Annotated in this window: 19 protein-coding genes and 5 tRNA genes; 16 read left to right on the top strand and 8 right to left on the bottom strand. The window is 62.1% G+C overall.

All coding sequences use genetic code 11. From position 1 onward, the window contains the following. Nucleotides 1-106: 106 nt before the first annotated feature. Nucleotides 107-304, bottom strand: a complete 198-nt coding sequence (locus HMPREF2734_RS02825; RefSeq protein WP_070423032.1) for a DUF3073 domain-containing protein — start codon at nucleotides 302-304, stop codon at nucleotides 107-109. Between the two features lie 129 nt (nucleotides 305-433). Then, the gene (locus HMPREF2734_RS02820) at nucleotides 434-1,492 is read right to left on the bottom strand and encodes a CAF17-like 4Fe-4S cluster assembly/insertion protein YgfZ (protein WP_070569057.1); all 1,059 of its coding nucleotides are present in this window, start codon (nucleotides 1,490-1,492) and stop codon (nucleotides 434-436) included. Between the two features lie 23 nt (nucleotides 1,493-1,515). Between HMPREF2734_RS02820 and HMPREF2734_RS02815 the strand changes: the two genes are divergently transcribed. Continuing rightward, nucleotides 1,516-2,412: an aminodeoxychorismate lyase gene (locus HMPREF2734_RS02815; RefSeq protein WP_070423034.1), complete on the top strand. Its 897-nt coding sequence runs from the start codon at nucleotides 1,516-1,518 to the stop codon at nucleotides 2,410-2,412. A 6-nt stretch (nucleotides 2,413-2,418) separates the two neighbouring features. On the opposite strand, the gene HMPREF2734_RS02810 is transcribed toward HMPREF2734_RS02815, so the two are convergent. Next, a complete protein-coding gene (locus tag HMPREF2734_RS02810) occupies nucleotides 2,419-3,084 on the bottom strand; it encodes a heme-binding beta-barrel domain-containing protein (protein ID WP_070482164.1) in 666 nt (221 codons plus the stop codon). Next, a complete protein-coding gene (locus HMPREF2734_RS02805) occupies nucleotides 3,077-3,802 on the bottom strand; it encodes an LmeA family phospholipid-binding protein (RefSeq protein ID WP_070569054.1) in 726 nt (241 codons plus the stop codon). The genes HMPREF2734_RS02810 and HMPREF2734_RS02805 overlap by 8 nt, the downstream gene beginning before the upstream one ends. Before the next feature lie 31 nt (nucleotides 3,803-3,833). Between HMPREF2734_RS02805 and mshD the strand changes: the two genes are divergently transcribed. From mshD to pstB, 5 genes are all read left to right on the top strand, one after another. Continuing rightward, nucleotides 3,834-4,715: a mycothiol synthase gene (mshD, locus tag HMPREF2734_RS02800; RefSeq protein ID WP_070569051.1), complete on the top strand. Its 882-nt coding sequence runs from the start codon at nucleotides 3,834-3,836 to the stop codon at nucleotides 4,713-4,715. Nucleotides 4,716-4,875: 160 nt separating this feature from the next. Further along, the gene (pstS, locus tag HMPREF2734_RS02795; protein ID WP_070569048.1) at nucleotides 4,876-5,994 is read left to right on the top strand and encodes a phosphate ABC transporter substrate-binding protein PstS; all 1,119 of its coding nucleotides are present in this window, start codon (nucleotides 4,876-4,878) and stop codon (nucleotides 5,992-5,994) included. A gap of 101 nt (nucleotides 5,995-6,095) precedes the next feature. Further along, nucleotides 6,096-7,079 carry a phosphate ABC transporter permease subunit PstC gene (gene pstC / locus HMPREF2734_RS02790; protein WP_083284753.1) on the top strand — a complete coding sequence of 328 codons (984 nt, stop codon included), beginning with the start codon at nucleotides 6,096-6,098 and terminating at the stop codon, nucleotides 7,077-7,079. 15 nt (nucleotides 7,080-7,094) lie between these two features. After that, the gene (gene pstA / locus HMPREF2734_RS02785; RefSeq protein WP_070450738.1) at nucleotides 7,095-8,015 is read left to right on the top strand and encodes a phosphate ABC transporter permease PstA; all 921 of its coding nucleotides are present in this window, start codon (nucleotides 7,095-7,097) and stop codon (nucleotides 8,013-8,015) included. A gap of 36 nt (nucleotides 8,016-8,051) precedes the next feature. Continuing rightward, nucleotides 8,052-8,828, top strand: a complete 777-nt coding sequence (gene pstB, locus HMPREF2734_RS02780) for a phosphate ABC transporter ATP-binding protein PstB (protein ID WP_070450732.1) — start codon at nucleotides 8,052-8,054, stop codon at nucleotides 8,826-8,828. Here pstB and HMPREF2734_RS02775 read toward each other — a convergent pair. Then, on the bottom strand, nucleotides 8,825-9,550 hold the full coding sequence (locus HMPREF2734_RS02775; RefSeq protein WP_070423048.1) for a phosphate signaling complex PhoU family protein: 726 nt from the start codon (nucleotides 9,548-9,550) through the stop codon (nucleotides 8,825-8,827). The two genes, pstB and HMPREF2734_RS02775, sit on opposite strands and share 4 nt — an antisense overlap. Before the next feature lie 27 nt (nucleotides 9,551-9,577). Next, a complete protein-coding gene (gene dusB, locus HMPREF2734_RS02770; protein ID WP_070482155.1) occupies nucleotides 9,578-10,738 on the bottom strand; it encodes a tRNA dihydrouridine synthase DusB in 1,161 nt (386 codons plus the stop codon). 190 nt (nucleotides 10,739-10,928) lie between these two features. On the opposite strand from dusB, the gene HMPREF2734_RS02765 reads away from it, so the two are divergent. The 8 genes from HMPREF2734_RS02765 to HMPREF2734_RS02730 all read left to right on the top strand — a co-directional run bounded on the left by HMPREF2734_RS02765 (nucleotide 10,929) and on the right by HMPREF2734_RS02730 (nucleotide 14,296). Beyond that, entirely contained in the window at nucleotides 10,929-12,437 is a 1,509-nt protein-coding gene (locus HMPREF2734_RS02765) for an acetyl-CoA hydrolase/transferase family protein (protein WP_070423043.1), read from the top strand. A 70-nt stretch (nucleotides 12,438-12,507) separates the two neighbouring features. Continuing rightward, a tRNA-Lys gene (locus tag HMPREF2734_RS02760) sits at nucleotides 12,508-12,580 on the top strand. Between the two features lie 49 nt (nucleotides 12,581-12,629). Then, nucleotides 12,630-13,373, top strand: a complete 744-nt coding sequence (gene zupT, locus HMPREF2734_RS02755; protein ID WP_070569062.1) for a zinc transporter ZupT — start codon at nucleotides 12,630-12,632, stop codon at nucleotides 13,371-13,373. Nucleotides 13,374-13,431: 58 nt separating this feature from the next. Next, nucleotides 13,432-13,504 (top strand) — tRNA-Glu (locus HMPREF2734_RS02750). Between the two features lies 1 nt (nucleotide 13,505). Beyond that, nucleotides 13,506-13,582 (top strand) — tRNA-Asp (locus HMPREF2734_RS02745). Nucleotides 13,583-13,772: 190 nt separating this feature from the next. Then, nucleotides 13,773-13,846 (top strand) — tRNA-Asp (locus HMPREF2734_RS02740). Between the two features lie 17 nt (nucleotides 13,847-13,863). Continuing rightward, nucleotides 13,864-13,936, top strand: a tRNA-Phe gene (locus tag HMPREF2734_RS02735). Nucleotides 13,937-13,996: 60 nt separating this feature from the next. Further along, nucleotides 13,997-14,296, top strand: coding sequence for a GNAT family N-acetyltransferase (locus tag HMPREF2734_RS02730; RefSeq protein ID WP_070569045.1), 300 nt, complete (start codon nucleotides 13,997-13,999; stop codon nucleotides 14,294-14,296). On the opposite strand, the gene epsC is transcribed toward HMPREF2734_RS02730, so the two are convergent. Continuing rightward, complete coding sequence (gene epsC, locus HMPREF2734_RS02725; protein ID WP_070423046.1) at nucleotides 14,293-14,883, bottom strand: serine O-acetyltransferase EpsC; 591 nt, start codon at nucleotides 14,881-14,883, stop codon at nucleotides 14,293-14,295. The two genes, HMPREF2734_RS02730 and epsC, sit on opposite strands and share 4 nt — an antisense overlap. A gap of 110 nt (nucleotides 14,884-14,993) precedes the next feature. Beyond that, nucleotides 14,994-15,929, bottom strand: a complete 936-nt coding sequence (gene cysK, locus HMPREF2734_RS02720) for a cysteine synthase A (RefSeq protein ID WP_070482153.1) — start codon at nucleotides 15,927-15,929, stop codon at nucleotides 14,994-14,996. Nucleotides 15,930-16,208: 279 nt separating this feature from the next. Between cysK and ramA the strand changes: the two genes are divergently transcribed. Further along, the gene (ramA, locus tag HMPREF2734_RS02715) at nucleotides 16,209-17,054 is read left to right on the top strand and encodes an acetate metabolism transcriptional regulator RamA (RefSeq protein WP_070423049.1); all 846 of its coding nucleotides are present in this window, start codon (nucleotides 16,209-16,211) and stop codon (nucleotides 17,052-17,054) included. Between the two features lie 47 nt (nucleotides 17,055-17,101). Next, the gene (gene murA / locus HMPREF2734_RS02710; RefSeq protein ID WP_070569059.1) at nucleotides 17,102-18,358 is read left to right on the top strand and encodes a UDP-N-acetylglucosamine 1-carboxyvinyltransferase; all 1,257 of its coding nucleotides are present in this window, start codon (nucleotides 17,102-17,104) and stop codon (nucleotides 18,356-18,358) included. Nucleotides 18,359-18,427: the final 69 nt, after the last annotated feature.

The following is an 18,427-nucleotide window of genomic DNA, read 5'->3' as shown; positions in this document are numbered from 1 at the left end:
CCAGCGGAAAACAGCAGGCCAGGACCGTCGAGCAGAAGCGCAGAAGGCCCCAGGCAACGCAAAAGCACCCCGCACGAGCGGGGTGCACTTTTACGTGAAGGGTGGACTAGCGGTCGTCGTCCTCATCCCAGTTGGCGTAGTCGGCGTACTGGTCGTCCACCTCGGAGTCGTCGTCATCCCACCTGCGGCCCGGGGTCTTCCCTGCAAGCTCGCGTTGGAGCGAGGCGAGATCCATTTCAGGAGTGTTGTACTTCAGCTGGCGAGCAACCTTGGTCTGCTTGGCTTTTGCGCGTCCGCGGCCCATGGCGTGACCCCCTTGAGGTGGTTCTGGGCGGCCCATGTGTGGGCGGCCTCTTATGATTCTTCGTTATTTTCCTGTAGGACACTATAGCTTGAGTATCTTAAAAATGCCCCTTAGGTGTCCCACCTGCGGTTATTTTGGCGTCATGCCGCCACGACGAAGCTGATCAACAGCTTTGCGGCCCGCACGTTCACCCTCATCTTGTGGCAACGAGGAGGGGTCGACGGAGGCTGCAGCGCCCTGGATTTCGAGGGGAACCTCCAACGCGGAACGCTTCACTAGGGCGAGAGCCACCGGGCCTTCGTCGGCATCGTGTACGACGGTGCCGAGTCGGCCGACGTTTCGTCCGCCGGCGGTGATCTTCGCACCGGGCACTGGTTCTTCAGGGGCGGAGCCATCGAGCTGGAGTTTGACCAGCAGGCGCGGGGATCGGCCGAGGTTTTCCACTCGGGCAACGGTTTCCTGGCCGCGGTAGCACCCCTTTTCCAGGTGAACCGCGCCAATGTGGTCGCCGCGGTTGATCAGGTAGGGGGCTTCGTGGGGGATGGAGCGCTCGTCGAGGTCGGCGCGCTGCTCTGGCTCGCCGGCGGCGACGCGCAGGGCGGTAAACGCCATCAGACCGGCCAGTGGAAACTGTTCGGCGATCGCGTTGAGTTGCTCGCGGGGAATAGCGACGTCGGTGCGGCATACCCCACCCCAGCCATCAATCACGCGGGTGAACACGGCGCCATCAACCTGCGCAGGGGAGGGGCTGAGCAGCGTGACCACAGCAAGGTCGGTTTGCTCCACGGTCACCTCGGACCAGAACACCATGCGCTGCAGATAGGTCAGCAGGCTTTCTGCCTGGTAGGAGGGGGTGTCCAGGTAAAACACGCCATCGGCTACGGCGATATCGGCGTGGTGCAGGATGCGCCCCTGTGCGTTGAGGTCGAGGGCGGAGGCGGTGAACCCGGAGGTGGCGTCGTCAAGCTTTTGCGATAGCAGGTTGTTGAGGAACCCCGGCGCATCAGGGCCGGACACCGCAATGACGGCGCGGTTGGAGCGGTCGACGGCGACGGTATCTCTGGTGGCCTTGCGTTGTTCCCCCAGCGGATCGCCGTAGTGCCAGGCGACGCCGGTGGCGTCGAGAAGCGAATCGCCCGGAAGCTCCGCAGCACCCGGCTTGGCCAAAAGAACCGATGCGTAACCCATGGGCGCCTATCATAGGGGGCATTATGTCTATTGCACCGCTCGCGCCTGCGCCCGTGATCTACCTCGTCGAACCGTACGGCGGGTCCGTACGCCGCCAAAACACCAACATGCCCCACGTGTTCTGGGACGATGCGGTGGTCACGCGCGGCGATGGGATCTTTGAAAGCATCCTCATTCGAGATGGCAAACCGCTCAACCTGGAGAAGCATCTCGAGCGCTTCGCCCGGTCGGCGGAACTGATGGATCTGCCGGAGCCGGGCGCGGCCCACTGGGAGCGCGCCACCGAGGAGGCGGTCGCCGATTATTGCCGTGAGCGCGGCGGCACCGAAGGCGTGGAAGCGAAGTGCGTATGGACGCTCTCACGCGGCCGTGAAACCACCGGCGTTGCAACTGCTTGGCTGACCATACGCCCGCTTGACGACGACACCCTGGCACAACGCGAACGCGGCGTGTCCGTACTCACTACCCCGCGCGGCTACACCGTCACGGGCGATGCGCCGTGGATGCGCGAAGGTGCGAAAACGCTCAACTATGCGGCGTCGATGGCGGCGCTGCGTTGGGCGAAAGCCGGAGGCGCGGACGATGTCATCTACATCGACCCCGACACCGGACGCGTGCTCGAGGGGGTGACCTCGTCGGTGGTCATGGTGAAGAAGGGCGGGCGGTTGCGCACACCGGCACCGGGGCCGGGCGTGCTGGCCGGCACCACCCAAGCCGCCCTGTTTGAATACGCCGCCGAGCAGGGGTGGAAGTGCAAGGCGAAGGACATCTACCTCAACGAACTGTTCAAGGCGGAGTCGGTGTGGCTGGTGAGCTCCACGCGCATCGCCACCCGGGTCAAGCGCCTGGACGGCAAAAAGCTCCCCGCTCCCGACAATGAAGCCGAGATCAAGGAGCTGATTTCCGCGGCGCTGAGCTAACCGGCGCTAGCCCGCGATGCGCTTCAACTCTGCGGACATGTACGGCACCATCTCGCCGTTGACGGCGCGCTCGTCAACCCAGCCGAGGTTGTTGTTCGGCATCAGGCCGTAGAGGCGCTTGCCCGGACCGTGAGACTCAGGGCCGGTCTCCGTTGCGATGGTGGAGGCGCTGGTGAGCTGCCATGCACGCTCGTTGACAGGCGCGCCGTACATGATCTCAACCAAACCGCGGGAGTTGGTCAGGGTCACCTCGATTTCGTCCTTGAGAGAGATGCGCCAGAAGCCGACCTCGCGCTGGTCGGCGCCGGTGGCGTTGCCGTCCTCGTCGAGACGCCACATGCGCGACTCGAAGCGGAGGTAATTCTCACCGTCGTGGGAGACAACAAGGCGCTGGCCGAAGGCGTACTCATCGCCGTTGTCGTTGGCCTGGCCGGAGCCGGTCCACACGCCAACCAGCGGCAAAAGTGCGAGCAGGCCGTCGTGCAGGCTCGGGCCGAAGCGCAGGTTTGCGGTGTCGTCCTCGAGCGGGAAATCCTCAAAGTCGAACGTCGGGATATTGCGGTGCGCGGTCGACTTGGACTGCTCGGACGCAAGGTTGACGGCGTCGTTGCCGCTTAAGGTGGCCGGTTTCGGCGTGTTCTCGGTGTTTTCTACGTTCTTTTCTTCACTCATGGTGTCCAAGGGTAGCTGCTTGTCCCATGGGGTTGAGGTCCGCCGGGGCAAAGGCGGTGTTGATGCGGTCGCGCGAGAACTCAATCGAACCGCCGCGCAGCTGCACTCGGTCCGCTGGCCCGTCCAACGGCAGGGTGCGGGTGTCTAGGTCGAGGGTGAACGCGGCCTGGGTTTCGGGGGAGGTGTCGTCGATAAGTTTGCTGGGGCGCATCTGGAAGATGCCGTCGATCAGGCGCAGCGTAACCACAACCGTCACCGGGTCTTCTGTACCGGGAACCGTGCCGGTGAGCCGGGCCTCGCTTGCGGCCCCGCCTGCGGGGGAGATGTCGTATGGGTTCGCGATGTCCAGGTCCGTGATGCCGAGCAGGGTGCCGAACCCGACGCCGTCGAGGCGCACCCGGCGGCGCACAAGGCGTGCGGTGCCCGATTCGAACTCGCCCGAAAGCGCGTCGCGTGGGTTGTCGAGGGCGAGGTCGAACACGTCTACGCCGGTCGTCGCTACGCCTGGCCCATCGACGGCGGCATCGAGGTGTTCCACGCTCACACGTGCGACGTTGCCGGTGAGCAGCGACGCCGTGTACGGGAAACCACCCACGGACGCCTGGAAGCCGGGCTGGGCGACGGTGCGTTCCACGTTCGCGGCTACGACCGTGTCAGCGCCAGCCAGCACAGCCAGCGCCGCCGCTACGGCGACCGCCGCTTTCACACGTGCCCGCATCGTTTCCGCCCTCCGACGTACCCTCTAAGACATGACTGTCGACATCGTAAGCGCCACCCTGCCGGAAACCCTCGTCCGCCCCATTCTGGATGCCGCCCAATCCGAGGACGGCGTCGCCGCGTTCTCCGAAGCGTTCGAGCGCGGGCTTTTCGACGACACCCTCAACCACACCCACCTCATCGCCAAAACCGGCGATAAGACCGTTGCGGTTGCCGGCATCGCTGAAGACGGCTCCACCGAACTGGCCGTCCATCCTGAACACCGCCGCCACGGCTACGGCTGTGCCCTGGTTCAGGCTGTGCTGGAGCGCAACACCGACGCTGGCTTCTGGGCCCATGGTGACCTGCCTGCAGCACAGGCGATGGCACGCGACCTCGGGATGGAGCCAGTGCGAGAACTGCTGGTCATGGGGACTGCGCTGGATGCTGACATGAAGGCGGAAGTGCGCGAGGGCTACGAGCTCGTGCAGTACCCGGAGTTGGTGTCGCGGTGGGGGCGTGAGGTCGTCGATAAGCAATGGCTCGAGGTCAACAACGACGCGTTCTCCTGGCACCCCGAACAAGGCGGCTGGGACATCGCGCAGCTGCACCGGGCGATGGACACCGACTGGTTCGACGCCGACGGCGTGTGGTTCCTCGTCGCCGGCGATGAGATTGCGGGCTTCCACTGGACCAAACGACACCCAGATGGCACCGGCGAAATCTATGTCGTCGGCCTCTCCTCGAAGCACCGGGGGGAGGGAATGGGGGGACCGCTGATTCAGGCCGGACTGAACTACCTCGCGGAGTGCGGATCCTCGCAGGTCATCCTCTATGTCGAAGGCGACAACGAGCCGGCGGTAAAGCGATACCGCCAGCTCGGCTTCGATACTCGCGAGCGCCACGTGGTTTACAAACCGACCTCCAAAAAATAGCGACTGACCTGCGGTGTTAGCCAGGATTTTACGAGTTCACCAATAGTTCACCCAATCAGCAACCAGGGATTAACCGGCGCTGTCTAGGTTTTGTGTCGTAAGTGATCGGACATCTGCCTGGTGTTCCGGACCGAACAGTTAAATACCTGAAAGGTTCCCCGTGATTCGTAACTTCAAGCGCACCGCCGCAGTCATCGGCGTCGTAGCAGCCTCCTCCGCCACCCTCGTCGCTTGCGGCGGCTCCGACGACACCGAAGGTGCAGCAGGTACCGAAGCGGAATCCACCGCAACGGCCGAAAAGGGCGACTACGAGCTCTACGGCCAGCAGGGTGACATCCTCGCTGAGGGCGCATCCTCCCAGCAGAACGCCATCGACTACTTCGCCTCCGTCTACTCCGCAGAGGTTCCGGGCGCTTCCATCGCCTACACCCCGTCCGGCTCGGGCGCTGGCCAGAAGAACTTCATCGCCAACCAGGCTGTCTTCGCAGGTTCTGACTCGCCGCTGAAGGACGACCAGGTTGAGGCTGCTGCACAGCGCTGTGGCGGCAACGAGGCATGGCACCTGCCGTTCGTCATCGGCCCGGTTGCTATCGCCTACAACCTCGAGGGTGTCGACGAGCTCAACCTCACCGTGGACAACATCGTCGAGATCTTCCAGGGCGTCATCAAGACCTGGAACGACCCGAAGATCGCAGAGGCTAACCCGGGCGTTGAACTGCCGGACACCCCGATCAACGTCTTCTACCGCTCCGACGAGTCCGGCACCTCCGACAACTTCCAGAAGTTCCTCGCAGCCGCATCCGACGGCAAGTGGGAGTCCTCCGGCAAGGCGTTCCCGAACGCAGTGGGCACCGGCGCCAACGGCTCCTCCGGTGTGGCACAGGAAGTCTCCGCTACCGACGGTTCCATCACCTACGTCGAGGCTGGCTTCGCTGACAAGAAGGCCAACATCGACTTCGGCAACGGCCCGGTCGAGCTGACCAACGAGTCCGTGGCGAAGACCCTGGACAACCTGACCTTTAAGACTGAGGGTCACAACATGGTCGTCGACGCCGACGCCCTGTTCGCCACCGACACCGCCGGCGCTTACCCGCTGGTGCTGACCACCTACGAGATCGTCTGCTCTGCGGGCTACGACGAGGCAACCTCCAAGATGGTCAAGGACTTCCTCAACATCGCCCTCGACCACCAGGATGCAGAGCTCGAGGCTGAGGGCTTCATCCCGGTCACCGGCGCACACGCTGAGCGTCTGCGCGAGGCGATCAACGCCATCCAGTAAGGCCAACTAGCGAACGACCCCCGACTGAACACAGTGACATCGGGGGTTGATTGCTGTAGACCACCCCTGTTTCTCTCCATTTATCTCAAGGATCCGAGCACATGGCTGACAATGACGTTGCGGTAGCGGAACGCACCGCACGGAACTCCGGACGCGTGAAGCGCCCCGGAGACCGGTTCTTCGAAATCTTCTCCACAGCATCTGCAACGCTGATCACCGTCCTCGTTGCTGCCATTGGTATCTTCCTGCTCGCGCAGGCGCTGCCACCGCTGATGCGTAACGACGGCGGCGTGCTCGGCTTCTTCACCTACGGTGGCCCGTGGCAGACCGCAGACCTGGACGCGATGCAGTTCGGTATTCCGAACCTGTTCTTCTCCACGGTGACCATCTCGATCATCGCGCTGATTATCGCGATGCCGGTCGCCCTCGGTGTTGCACTGTTCTTGTCCAACTACTGCCCGCAGCGCCTCGTGCGCCCGCTGGGCACCCTGGTGGACATGCTCGCCGCCGTGCCGTCGATCGTTTACGGCCTGTGGGGCGCACAGGTGCTCGGCCCGAAGCTGGGCAAGTTCTACGAGTGGGTCAACAGCTGGGGCGGCGACTTCTTCCTGTTCGCCACCTACCAAAACTCCCCGCCGTTCTCCACAGCCCGCAACGTCATGACCGGTGGCATCGTGCTTGCCATCATGATCCTGCCGATCATCGCCGCAACCGCCCGCGAAATCTTCGTCCAGACCCCTCCGGGACAGATCGAGTCCGCACTTGCCCTCGGCGCAACGCGCTGGGAGGTCATCCGTATGACCGTCATCCCGTTCGGTCTGTCCGGCTTCATCGCCGGCTCCATGCTCGGCCTTGGCCGTGCGCTGGGCGAGACCATGGCGCTGTACATGGCGGTCGCACCGGCGAACGATTTCCGCGGTTCGCTTTTCGACGGCGGCACCACCTTCGCAACCGCCATCGCCAACGCCGCTGCCGAGTTCAACAACCCGGTGTCCGCCGGCGCCTACATCGCAGCAGGCCTGGTGCTGTTCCTGCTGACCTTCGTCGTCAACTCGATCGCGCGTGCGATCGTCAACAAGAAATAAGGAGCGGAGCGAAACATGTCTACTGCAGTATCCAAACCGGCTGAGACAGCCCGCCCCGAAAACCCATTCATCGACATCGCCTCGAGCCGCAAAACCACAAACTCCATCATGGGTGGACTCATGTGGTTCTGCATGTTCCTCGCCCTCGTCCCGCTGCTGTGGCTGCTGTTTACCGTGGTGTCCCGCGGCTGGCACGTCATCGTGGATCCGGCGTGGTGGACCTCCGACATGGTCGGTGTCCGCGCGTCCAAGGAGGGCGGCGGTGCGCTGCACGCGATCATCGGTACGCTCATGCAAACTCTGATCGCGTCGCTGATCTCCATCCCGATCGGCGTGTTCACCGCGATCTACCTGGTTGAATACTCCAACGGAAACCGCCTGGGCAGGCTCACCACCTTCATGGTGGACATCCTTTCCGGTGTGCCGTCGATTGTTGCAGCACTGTTCGTCTACGCCCTGTGGATCACCATCCTGGGCCAGCAGCGCTCCGGCTTCGCCGTTTCGCTCGCGCTGATCCTGCTCATGGTGCCGGTCGTCGTGCGCAATACCGAAGAGATGTTGCGCGTCGTGCCGATGGACCTGCGCGAAGCCTCCTACGCACTCGGTGTGCCGAAGTGGAAGACCATCATGCGCATCGTGCTGCCGACCGCCCTGTCGGGCATTGTCACCGGCATCATGCTGGCAATCGCCCGCGTCATGGGTGAGTCCGCACCGGTGCTGATCCTCGTCGGCTCCACCCCCGCAATTAACTGGTTCGACATGTTTGACAAGCCGCAGTCCTCGCTGCCGCTGTACATGCTGGACATGTGGAAGTCCGGCGCCACCGGCCCGGCCAACGACCGACTCTGGGGCGCAGCACTGACGCTGGTCATCCTCGTTGTCACGTTGAATTTGCTCGCACGCTTCATCGCAAAGCGCTTCTCGGTCAAGAAGTAACCATCCCGCCCGCGTCCCCGTCAGGAGAACTCACAGATGTCCACCAAGCTCGAACTCAACGACGTCAACATCTACTACGGCGACTTCCACGCCGTGCAGAACGTCAACATGGAAATCCCCGCCAAGTCGGTCACCGCATTCATCGGCCCGTCCGGCTGCGGTAAGTCCACCGTGCTGCGCACGATCAACCGCATGCACGAAGTCATCCCCGGCGCTTCCGTCAAAGGCCAGATTCTTCTCGACGGCCACGACATCTACGGCAAGAACGTCGACCCGGTCGCCGTGCGCAACACCATCGGCATGGTGTTCCAGAAGGCAAACCCCTTCCCAACAATGTCCATCGAGGACAACGTCGTCGCGGGCCTGCGCCTGGCGGGGGAGAAGGACAAGAAGAAGCTCAAGGAAGTAGCTGAGCAGTCCCTTCGCGGTGCGAACCTGTGGGACGAGGTAAAGGACCGCCTGGACAAGCCGGGCGGCGGCCTTTCAGGTGGCCAGCAGCAGCGCCTGTGCATCGCCCGTGCGATCGCCGTGCGCCCAGAGGTGCTGCTTATGGACGAGCCGTGCTCCGCCCTCGACCCGATTTCCACCCTTGCAGTGGAGGACCTGATCCACGAACTGAAGGATCAGTACACGATTGTCATCGTGACCCACAACATGCAGCAGGCAGCGCGCGTGTCCGACAAAACCGCGTTCTTCTCGCTCGAGGCCACCGGCCGCCCGGGCCACCTGGTGGAGTTCAACGACACCACCACCATCTTCGAAAACCCAGAGCAGAAGGAAACCGAAGACTACATCTCCGGCCGCTTCGGCTAAGGCTTGCGGAACTTGCGCTCGATGGTGGCGAACTTCTCCAGATTCTCGTAATCAGGTTCGTCCCGCTGGCGCAAGTACGCCTCAGGCCTCAGGCCGGTGACCAGAAACACCATCTGGCCGGCAATATCTACGCAGCGGTCCGCGTAGCGCTCGTAGTAGCGCGAAATCATCGACAGGTCTACGGCCTCGCGAGTGGAGTATTCCCACTCCCGGTCGGAGACCAACGTGCTTAAGAACGCGCGCATGTCGTCGACGCCCTCGTCGATAGTGTGCAGCTCAACTGCCACATCCGGATCCGGATCATCCAACAATGCTCGGGTGGTGGCACCCATCGCAGCCACCAACCGGGTCATTTCCTCGACGTAGCCGTGCAGCGGTGGCGGATACACCGACGCGGGGTGGCGCTGGCGCACCAGGACTGCAATGTTGCGGGCGAGCGAACCCATGCGTTCGAAATATTCCACTAGGTGGATCGCAGCCAGCACCTGACGCAGGTCAGTCGCCACAGGGTTCTGCAGAGCGAGCAAGCGCATGCTTCGCTCCTCACACCGTTCGCCGATTTCTTTGAGTTCGTCGATCAGGGTCAGGGCCGTTTCGGCGTCATCAAGCGACTGCTCAAGAAGGCCCTTCGACGCGTGCCCCATGATGGTGCGCACCGTGTCGCACATGGTCATGAGGTCCTGGTTAAAGGCCTCCAGAGTCTCTCGGTAGGCGGCTCTCAGCATGCGCTTCATGCTACGCGCTCGCAGTTAACCACCGTTATTCTCAATTTCTGCACCTTCCGGCACGGTGTCGTCCTCCGGATCATCCAGCCACCCCTCCGGCAGGGCAATCTTGCCGGCAGAACCCTGACGGCCACGCGCGTCGTCTGCGTGTTCTGCCATCTCCTCAGAATCCGCGATGGGGGCGAGGCGCTCCTTCAACTCCGCAAGAGACGTCACTTGGGCAAGCGACTTGCGGAATTCCCCGCCTACCGGGAAACCACGCATGTACCAGCCGGTGTGCTTGCGGATGTCGCGGCACGCGTGGTGCTCACCGTCGTGCTCTGCCAACAGCTCTGCGTGGCGGTAGATGATGCTGGCTACCTTGCCCAGGGTCGGCTCCGGCGGGATCTCCTCGCCGCGCAACTGCGCGCCCAGTTGCGCGAACAGCCACGGGCGCCCAAGGCAGCCGCGGCCGACCTCCACGCCGTGGCAGCCGGTTTGCTCCATCATTTTCGCCGCATCGTCGGCGGCGAAGATGTCGCCGTTGCCGATCACCGGCACGCCGGTACCGTCCATGTGCTCCACAAGGCGGCCGATTTCGTCCCAGTGCGCCGCGCCCGAGTAACGCTCCGCACCAGTGCGGGCGTGCAAGGCAACGGCGGCGGCACCCGATTCGGCAGCAATGCGTCCGGCATCCAGGTGCGTGTGGTGGTCTGCGTCAATGCCGATGCGGAACTTCACCGTAATTGGAATGCCGGAGCCTTCCGCAGCGCGCACCGCGGCGCTGACGATGTTGCCGTACAGACGCCGCTTGTATGGGATCGCACAGCCTCCGCCCTTGCGCGTGACCTTCGGCACTGGGCAGCCGAAGTTCATATCCACGTGATCGGCGATATCTTCCTCGACGATCATCCGCACGGCTTCATACGTGAACTTGGGGTCCACCGTGTACAGCTGCATCGACCGTGGCGTTTCCACATCCGCGAAGGTGGTCATGTGCATCGTCTTCTCGTTGCGAGCCACCATCGCACGCGCCGTGATCATTTCGCAGACGTACAGCCCCGAGGACGTGCCGGTGAGTTCCTCCTCGATCTCCCGGCACAGCACACGAAACGGCATGTTGGTCACCCCGGCCATCGGCGCGAGGATGACGGGGGAGTTCAGATCGATGCCGCCGATAGTTAAGGCGGGGGCTGCGGTAGTCATAGTTCTGCCTATTGTTCACGCCCGTTGTCGCCCCGTCCAATCGTGGTTGCTACGCCCGTTCGGGGGTGATTTGGGCGTCGATAAGCATTTGCTTTGCGACGAGACCACACACCCTCATGGCAATGAGTGATGGGTCACAATATGGTGGGGGTGTTACCTGAACGGATTTAACAGGATTGAGGGAGATCACATGAGCGATCGTATTGCTTCCGCCAAGTTGCGTGACAAGGTCATGACCGCCGAAGAGGCCGTCCAGTTTGTCAACCACGGCGACAAGGTTGGTACTTCCGGCTTCACCGGTGCGGGCTACCCGAAGGCCATGCCGGCCGCAATTGCAGAGAAGGCAAAGGCCGCCCATGCGAAGGGGCAGGACTTCTCCATCGACTTGTACACCGGCGCCTCCACGGCACCGGAGTGCGACGGCGTTCTCGCTGAGGCAGGCGCGCTGCGTTACCGCATGCCGTACCAGTCTGACCCGACCATGCGTAACAAGATCAACGCTGGCGAGATGAAGTTCCAGGACATTCACCTGTCCCACTCCGGCATGATGGTCGAGCAGGGCTTCTTCGGTGACGTTGACCTCGCCATCGTCGAGGCAGTGCGCATCACCGAAGAGGGCAACATCGTCCCGTCTTCCTCTGTTGGTAACTCCGTGGAGTTCCTCAACGCAGCCAAGAAGATCATCATCGAGGTCAACTCCTGGCAGTCCGAGGAGCTCGAGGGCATGCACGACATCTGGCTCGTGCCGCCGCTGCCGAACCGTATCCCGATCCCGATCACCAAGGCCGGCGACCGCATCGGCAAGACCTACATCGAGATCGACCCGGAGAAGGTCGTCGCAGTCATCGAGACCAACGACGCTGACCGCAATGCACCGTTCAAGGCACCGGACGAGGTCTCCGAGCAGATCGCAGGCAACTTCCTCGACTTCCTGGAGAACGAAGTCAAGGCCGGCCGCCTCACCTACGACGGCTACGTCATGCAGTCCGGCGTGGGCAACGTCCCGAACGCCGTGATGGCAGGCCTGATGGACTCCAAGTTTGAGAACATCCAGGCCTACACCGAGGTCATCCAGGACGGCATGGTCGACCTGATTGACGCCGGCAAGATGACCGTCGCCTCCGCAACCTCCTTCTCCCTGTCGCCCGAGTACGCAGAGAAGATGAACAACGAAGCATCCCGCTACCGCGAGTCCATCATCCTGCGCCCGCAGTCCATCTCCAACCACCCGGAGGTCATCCGCCGCACCGGCCTGATCGCCTCCAACGGCATGATCGAGGCGGACATCTACGGCAACGCCAACTCCACCCACATCAACGGCTCCCGCCTGATGAACGCCCTGGGCGGCTCTGGCGACTTCACCCGCAACGCCTACATTTCCTCGTTCATCTCCCCGTCCGTGGCCAAGGATGGCGCCATCTCCGCAATCGTGCCGATGGTTTCCCACGTCGACCACACCGAGCACGACGCCATGGTCTTCATCACCGAGTACGGTGTCGCCGACCTGCGTGGCCTCGCCCCGCGTGATCGTGTGGCAAAGATGATCTCCATCGCCCACCCGCAGTACCGTCCGCTGCTGGAGGAGTACGTCGAGCTCGCCGCGAAGTGCAAGTACCAGGCAACCCCGCACGACCTGCGCCACGCCTTCGACTTCCACACCCGCATCCAGGAGACTGGCACCATGCTGAAGGAGAACTAAAACCTCCTTCCGGCGCGCGTGCAGGGCGATTACCGCACGCGCGCACATGGGGGCTACACTTAGCCCCCGCGGGCCTTTAGCTCAGTTGGTAGAGCTACGGACTTTTAATCCGCAGGTCGTGGGTTCGATCCCCACAGGGCCCACCGTGAGCCCCGGCTAACGCCGGGGCTTTTCGCGTTCTTGGGCCCCCTTCTGTGCCGGGTTGATGGGTTTGCGAGTGCCACAAGGTGGAACCAGCTAACCTGCGCGGGTTTTCTCGCTGGGGCGCTTGGGTTCTCGGCCGGTGTGATGGTCTACATCTCGTTTGTCGAGCTGCTGCCTCAAGGAATCGAGGGGCTCGCTGAAGCAGGCAGCCCTCGTGCGGAACTCTGGGGCACCGTCGCCTTCTTCGCGGGAATCGGGCTGATCGCGCTTATCGACCGCCTCGTGCCCGAAGAGATCAACCCCCACGAAGAACCCTCGGAAAGTGGGGTCAGTAAAGCACAGTTACGCAACGTGGGTGTCCTCAGTGCCGTTGCCATTGCCATCCACAACTTCCCGGAAGGGTTTGCCACGTTTGCCGTAGCGCTCGCGGATCCAGCCCTTGCTATCCCTCTCGCGGTGGCGATTGCGATCCACAACATCCCGGAAGGCATCGCGGTCGCGGTTCCTCTGCGGGAGGCCACCGGATCCCGCCGCAAAGCCGCCTGGTGGGCCACCCTGTCGGGCCTAGCGGAGCCGTTGGGTGCCATCGTGGGGTATTTGCTTCTCCAGCCGTTCCTGGGGCCACAGTCGCTCGGTATCACTTTCGCTGCAATCGCCGGCATCATGGTCTTCGTCAGCCTGGACAAACTGCTGCCCACAGCAATCCAAACCGGCAAACACCACACCGCAATTTACGGGATGATTGTCGGCATGATTGTGATGGCATTCAGTCTGCTCATTTTGCCGGGCTAGCAGGCTATTTGGAGGAAATGGCGTACCTAGCTTATGATGAGCGGGCTGTCTTTTCAGCGCCCCCATCGTCTAGAGGCCTAGGACTCCGCCCTTTCACGGCGGCAACACGGGTTCGAATCCCGTTGGGGGTACGGCCCTGTGGCGCAGTTGGTTAGCGCGCCGCCCTGTCACGGCGGAGGTCGCGGGTTCAAGTCCCGTCAGGGTCGCCATAACGCCCCGAGGTTTTCCTCGGGGCGTTTTGCCTTGCGACGATGCCGTGCACGCAATCGTCGCAAAGCAACGCCCTGAAATAGTGATTGAGCAGGCGATTTGTCTGCCATGGTGAGGTCTGTGTAATGTATCAACTCGTGCAAGCGACAGTGTGAACACACTGAAGTGAGTGCGAAATAACAACATATTGGCCCTGTGGCGCAGTTGGTTAGCGCGCCGCCCTGTCACGGCGGAGGTCGCGGGTTCAAGTCCCGTCAGGGTCGCAGAACCGTAAGGTTCTGGCCAGATAGCTCAGTTGGTAGAGCACACGCCTGAAAAGTGTGGGGTCGCCAGTTCGATCCTGGCTCTGGCCACATCAGAAACGCCTCTTTCGCAATAATGCGGAAGGGGCGTTTCGCGCTATAGTCGGGCCCATGTCTGCAACACCTGAAAACACTGTGCGCAAGAACGAGGCAGAAGGCCAGTACGAAATCCTCGTCGGCGACGAGGTCGCGGGCTACGCCACCTACACTGACCAAGACGGTGTCCGGGACCTGCCACACACCGTGGTGGATCCGAAGTTCCGCGGACAAGGCCTGTCCAAGCCTCTGATGAAATACGCGCTCGACGACGCCCGCGCCGACGGCATGCTGGTTACCCCCACCTGCCCGGCGGTTGAGCGCTACATCGAAAGCAACCCCGAATACGCCGACCTCGTCGCGGCCGAAGACTAAATGATGTAGTCGCCCTTGTTGACGTAGCAGTCCGGGTCCACCAAACGCGCCCGCTCATCCGTCTTCCGGGGGCGAATCTTCGCCGGAATCCCCACGGCAATCGAATGGGGCGGCACATCCTTCGTCACAACCGCATTCGCGCCGACAGCGGAACCCTCACCGATAACCACGGGGCCGAGCACCTTCGCGCCAGCGCCAATAGTGACGTTGTCGCACACCGTCGGGTGACGCTTCGTTTGCGTAAGCACCTGACCACCCAACGTCACGCCGTGGTAGAGCATGACGTTGTCACCGATCTCCGCGGTCTCCCCAATCACGATCCCCATACCGTGATCGATGAAAAACTTGCGCCCAATCGTCGCGCCCGGGTGAATCTCAATACCGGTAAGGAAACGATTGGCCTGCGCCAAAATACGTGCCGCGCCCTTCCAGCCGCGCTTCCACATGACGTGGCAGACACGGTGCATCCAAATGGCATGCAACCCGGAATAGACAACAGCGTTCTCAACATCGCCTCGCGCCGCAGGATCATGATCGCGGGCGTTGGCTAGATCTTCGCGGATGGTCGACACCACAGATTTGGCCATAGAAAGCATGGCGTGCAGTGTACCAACCTGTTCATTTGGGCCGACAATAAAAATTCCCCTCCCTGCCAGCGATGGTGTGGTGGCGGGGAGGGGAGTCGTCGATAAGCAGATTAGTCGCGAATGTCCTCGTAGAGGATCGTGGAGACATAGCGCTCGCCGAAGTCCGGGATGATCACAACGATGGTCTTGCCCGCGTTCTCTTCACGAGCAGCCAGCTCGAGAGCGGCCTTCACGTTCGCGCCGGCAGAGATGCCGCCGAGGATCGCATCCTTGACAGCCAGTTCGCGAGAAGTAGACACGGCATCCTCGTTGCTGACAGCGATGATCTCGTCGACAACCGTGCGGTCCAGCGTGCCCGGTACAAAGTTTGCGCCGAGGCCCTGGATCTTGTGCGGGCCAGCCTCGCCCTTGGACAGCAGCGGGGAAGCAGCCGGCTCAACCGCGACGGCCTTCACATCAGCCTTCTGCTCCTTGAGGTACTTGCCAGCGCCCGAAATCGTGCCACCGGTACCAACGCCAGCGACGATGAAGTCAACCTCGCCGTCAGTGTCGTTCCAGATCTCCGGACCGGTGGTGGCGTAGTGGATCTTCGGGTTTGCTTCGTTCTCAAACTGACGGGCCAGGATAGCGCCCTCGTTCTTCTCGACGAGCTCGTTCGCCTTCTCCACAGCACCCTTCATGCCAGCGGCACCCGGGGTAAGCACGATCTCCGCGCCGTACGCGCGCAGCAGCACGCGACGCTCGGTGGACATCGTCTCCGGCATGGTCAGGATGACCTTGTAGCCCTTCGCTGCACCCGCGAGAGCGAGTGCGATACCGGTGTTGCCGGAGGTTGCCTCGACGATGGTGCCGCCAGGCTTGAGCTCGCCGGAGGCCTCGGCAGCCTCGACGATTGCCTTGCCGATGCGGTCCTTGACCGAGTTCGCAGGGTTGTAAAACTCGAGCTTCGCAAGAACTCGAGCCTTCGAGTTCTCGGTGATGCCCTGCAGCTCCACGAGCGGGGTGCCGCCGATGAGGTCGAGGACGTTCTTTGCAATCTTCGCCATGATGCTCCTTGTAAAACTTTGGTTGTTGGAATTGCTGCTCGACAGCATACACGCCCCGCCAGACAGGGTGGTATGTTGCGAATAGACAGATAGGTACGGGGGAGGGGAAAATTTGCGACTTGCCCGATTGGGCTCGACTTTCCTGTGGCTCCATATCGGCGGGGCTAAATTTTGCTACCCCCGTTCGCGCGTTATGATGGTGAAGATTTTCGGCCAAGTTCAACTCCGGGTGAGCCCAAACGGGTGACCCCGGTTCGTGGAAGGCAAACAGGTATGACGATGGACGCGCAGCGCATCAAAGACGACGACGATGCGATCCGTGCGGCACTCACCGCTTTGAAAACCACAACGGGCATCCCCGTTGCCATGTACGGAACCCTCATTGCGGAAAACCGACTGCAGATCACCCAGTGGATCGGACTGCGAACCCCTGCGCTGCAGAACCTCACCCTCGATGCCGGCACCGGTGTCGGTGGTCGTGTGGTGAACACTCGCCGCGCCGCGGGTGTTTCCGACTACACACGTGCAAACACGATTTCCCACGAGTACGACAAGCAGATCCAGGACGAAGGACTGCACTCGATCGTGGCTGTGCCCGTCATTGTTAACCGTGAGGTACGTGGCGTCCTCTACGTCGGTGTTCACTCGCCGGTTCGCCTCGGCGAAAAGGTCATTGAGGAAGTCACGATGACTGCGCGTTGCCTCGAGCAAGAACTGGCAGTCAATGCAGCCCTGCGCTCAGGCGACGGGGCTGGCGACCGTGCAGGCGCCAAGGGCGGCCGTCAGATGAGCGGTGCCGAATGGGAGCAGGTGCGCTCCACCCACTCGAAGCTGCGCATGTTGACCAACCGTGTCGACGACGAAGACCTGCGCAAGGAACTTGAGCAGCTTTGCGAGCAGCTGGTTTCCCCAGTGCGCGTGAAGCAGACCACGAAGCTCTCCGCCCGCGAGCTTGACGTGCTGTCCTGTGTGGCGCTGGGTCACACCAACGTTGAAGCGGCCGAAGAGATGGGGATCGGTGCGGAGACGGTGAAGTCCTACCTGCGAAGCGTGATGCGCAAGCTTGGTGCTCACACCCGCTATGAAGCGGTGAACGCGGCACGCCGTATTGGCGCGCTTCCCTAACCCTTGACGTTCTGGAGCGCCCCGCAGAGTTCGGTACTGTTGTGGACGTGAAAGAACGTTTTTTGGTCACAGGTGGAACGCGACTCGAAGGCCTAGTGCACGTCGGGGGTGCGAAAAACAGTGTCCTCAAACTTATGGCAGCAGCGCTGCTGACCGAGGGCACGACGACACTTCGCAACTGCCCTGAGATTCTCGACGTCCCGCTCATGGGCGACGTCCTCGTCGGCCTTGGTTGTGAAGTGGAGATTGAAGGCGATGTCGTACGCATCACAACACCCGCTGAACTGTCCCCACATGCCGACTTTGACGCGGTCCGACAGTTCCGCGCTTCTGTGGCGGTGCTGGGGCCTCTCGTCGCAAGGTGTACTGAGGCGTACGTTGCGCTCCCAGGGGGCGACGCCATCGGTTCGCGCCCTCTGGACATGCATCAATCAGGGTTGGAAAAGCTCGGTGCGACGACCCATATCGAACACGGCGCGGTTGTTGCACGTGCTGAGAAGCTCCGCGGCGCCGCAATCGAGCTCGACTTCCCGTCGGTCGGCGCTACCGAAAACATTGTCACGGCAGCAGTGCTTGCGGAAGGTTGTACGACCCTGGATAACGCCGCCCGTGAACCCGAGATCGTCGATCTTTGCGACATGCTCAACGCAATGGGCGCGAATATCACTGGCGCCGGCACATCCTGCATCACCGTCGACGGTGTGGAGAAACTACACCCCACTGAACGGACGGTGATCGGCGATCGCATCGTCGCTGGCACGTGGGCATATGCCGCGGCCATGACGCAGGGTGATGTCACCGTTACCGGCGTCGCGCCTGGTCACCTGCACCTCGCATTGGCGAAGTTGAAGCTCTCGGGTGCCGAGGTGGAGACCTACGACAACGGCTTCCGCGTGCAAATGCGTCAACGCCCGAAAGCCGTCGACTATCAGACGCTGCCGTTCCCGGGCTTCCCAACTGACCTCCAGCCGATGGCGATCGCCCTGTCTGCAGTGGCAGACGGCGTTTCCGTCATTACTGAGAATGTCTTCGAAGCACGCTTCCGCTTTGTCGACGAAATGATGCGCCTTGGTGCCGACGCCAACGTCGACGGCCATCACGTAATGATCCGAGGCGTGGAAAGCCTGTCATCAACCGACGTGTGGTCTTCGGACATCCGTGCAGGTGCCGGTCTAGTTTTGGCTGGTCTTGTGGCAGACGGCGTCACCACAGTTCACGATGTGCACCACATCGACCGCGGCTACCCGGAGTTTGTTGAGAACCTCAACAGGCTTGGGGGTCATGTAGAACGTGTTAACGACTAGGCATTTACCCGCAGTAACCTGCGGGTTTGTGTTTATGTTTGGGTGTGTGTAACTTAATCCCAGTCAGCG

This window comes from Corynebacterium sp. HMSC055D05 (assembly GCF_001810365.1).
In the GTDB taxonomy this organism is placed as follows: Bacteria; Actinomycetota; Actinomycetes; order Mycobacteriales; family Mycobacteriaceae; genus Corynebacterium; species Corynebacterium coyleae.
This window is presented reverse-complemented; position numbering and strand designations above follow the sequence as displayed.

Bases quoted from the DNA above. Each gene is read 5' to 3' on its own strand.
- HMPREF2734_RS02825 (WP_070423032.1), bottom strand. From the start codon at position 304: ATGGGCCGCGGACGCGCAAAAGCCAAGCAGACCAAGGTTGCTCGCCAG.
- HMPREF2734_RS02820 (WP_070569057.1), bottom strand. From the start codon at position 1,492: ATGGGTTACGCATCGGTTCTTTTGGCCAAGCCGGGTGCTGCGGAGCTT.
- HMPREF2734_RS02815 (WP_070423034.1), top strand. From the start codon at position 1,516: ATGTCTATTGCACCGCTCGCGCCTGCGCCCGTGATCTACCTCGTCGAA.
- HMPREF2734_RS02810 (WP_070482164.1), bottom strand. From the start codon at position 3,084: ATGAGTGAAGAAAAGAACGTAGAAAACACCGAGAACACGCCGAAACCG.
- HMPREF2734_RS02805 (WP_070569054.1), bottom strand. From the start codon at position 3,802: ATGCGGGCACGTGTGAAAGCGGCGGTCGCCGTAGCGGCGGCGCTGGCT.
- mshD (WP_070569051.1), top strand. From the start codon at position 3,834: ATGACTGTCGACATCGTAAGCGCCACCCTGCCGGAAACCCTCGTCCGC.
- pstC (WP_083284753.1), top strand. From the start codon at position 6,096: ATGGCTGACAATGACGTTGCGGTAGCGGAACGCACCGCACGGAACTCC.
- pstA (WP_070450738.1), top strand. From the start codon at position 7,095: ATGTCTACTGCAGTATCCAAACCGGCTGAGACAGCCCGCCCCGAAAAC.
- pstB (WP_070450732.1), top strand. From the start codon at position 8,052: ATGTCCACCAAGCTCGAACTCAACGACGTCAACATCTACTACGGCGAC.
- dusB (WP_070482155.1), bottom strand. From the start codon at position 10,738: ATGACTACCGCAGCCCCCGCCTTAACTATCGGCGGCATCGATCTGAAC.
- HMPREF2734_RS02765 (WP_070423043.1), top strand. From the start codon at position 10,929: ATGAGCGATCGTATTGCTTCCGCCAAGTTGCGTGACAAGGTCATGACC.
- HMPREF2734_RS02730 (WP_070569045.1), top strand. From the start codon at position 13,997: ATGTCTGCAACACCTGAAAACACTGTGCGCAAGAACGAGGCAGAAGGC.
- epsC (WP_070423046.1), bottom strand. From the start codon at position 14,883: ATGGCCAAATCTGTGGTGTCGACCATCCGCGAAGATCTAGCCAACGCC.
- cysK (WP_070482153.1), bottom strand. From the start codon at position 15,929: ATGGCGAAGATTGCAAAGAACGTCCTCGACCTCATCGGCGGCACCCCG.
- ramA (WP_070423049.1), top strand. From the start codon at position 16,209: ATGGACGCGCAGCGCATCAAAGACGACGACGATGCGATCCGTGCGGCA.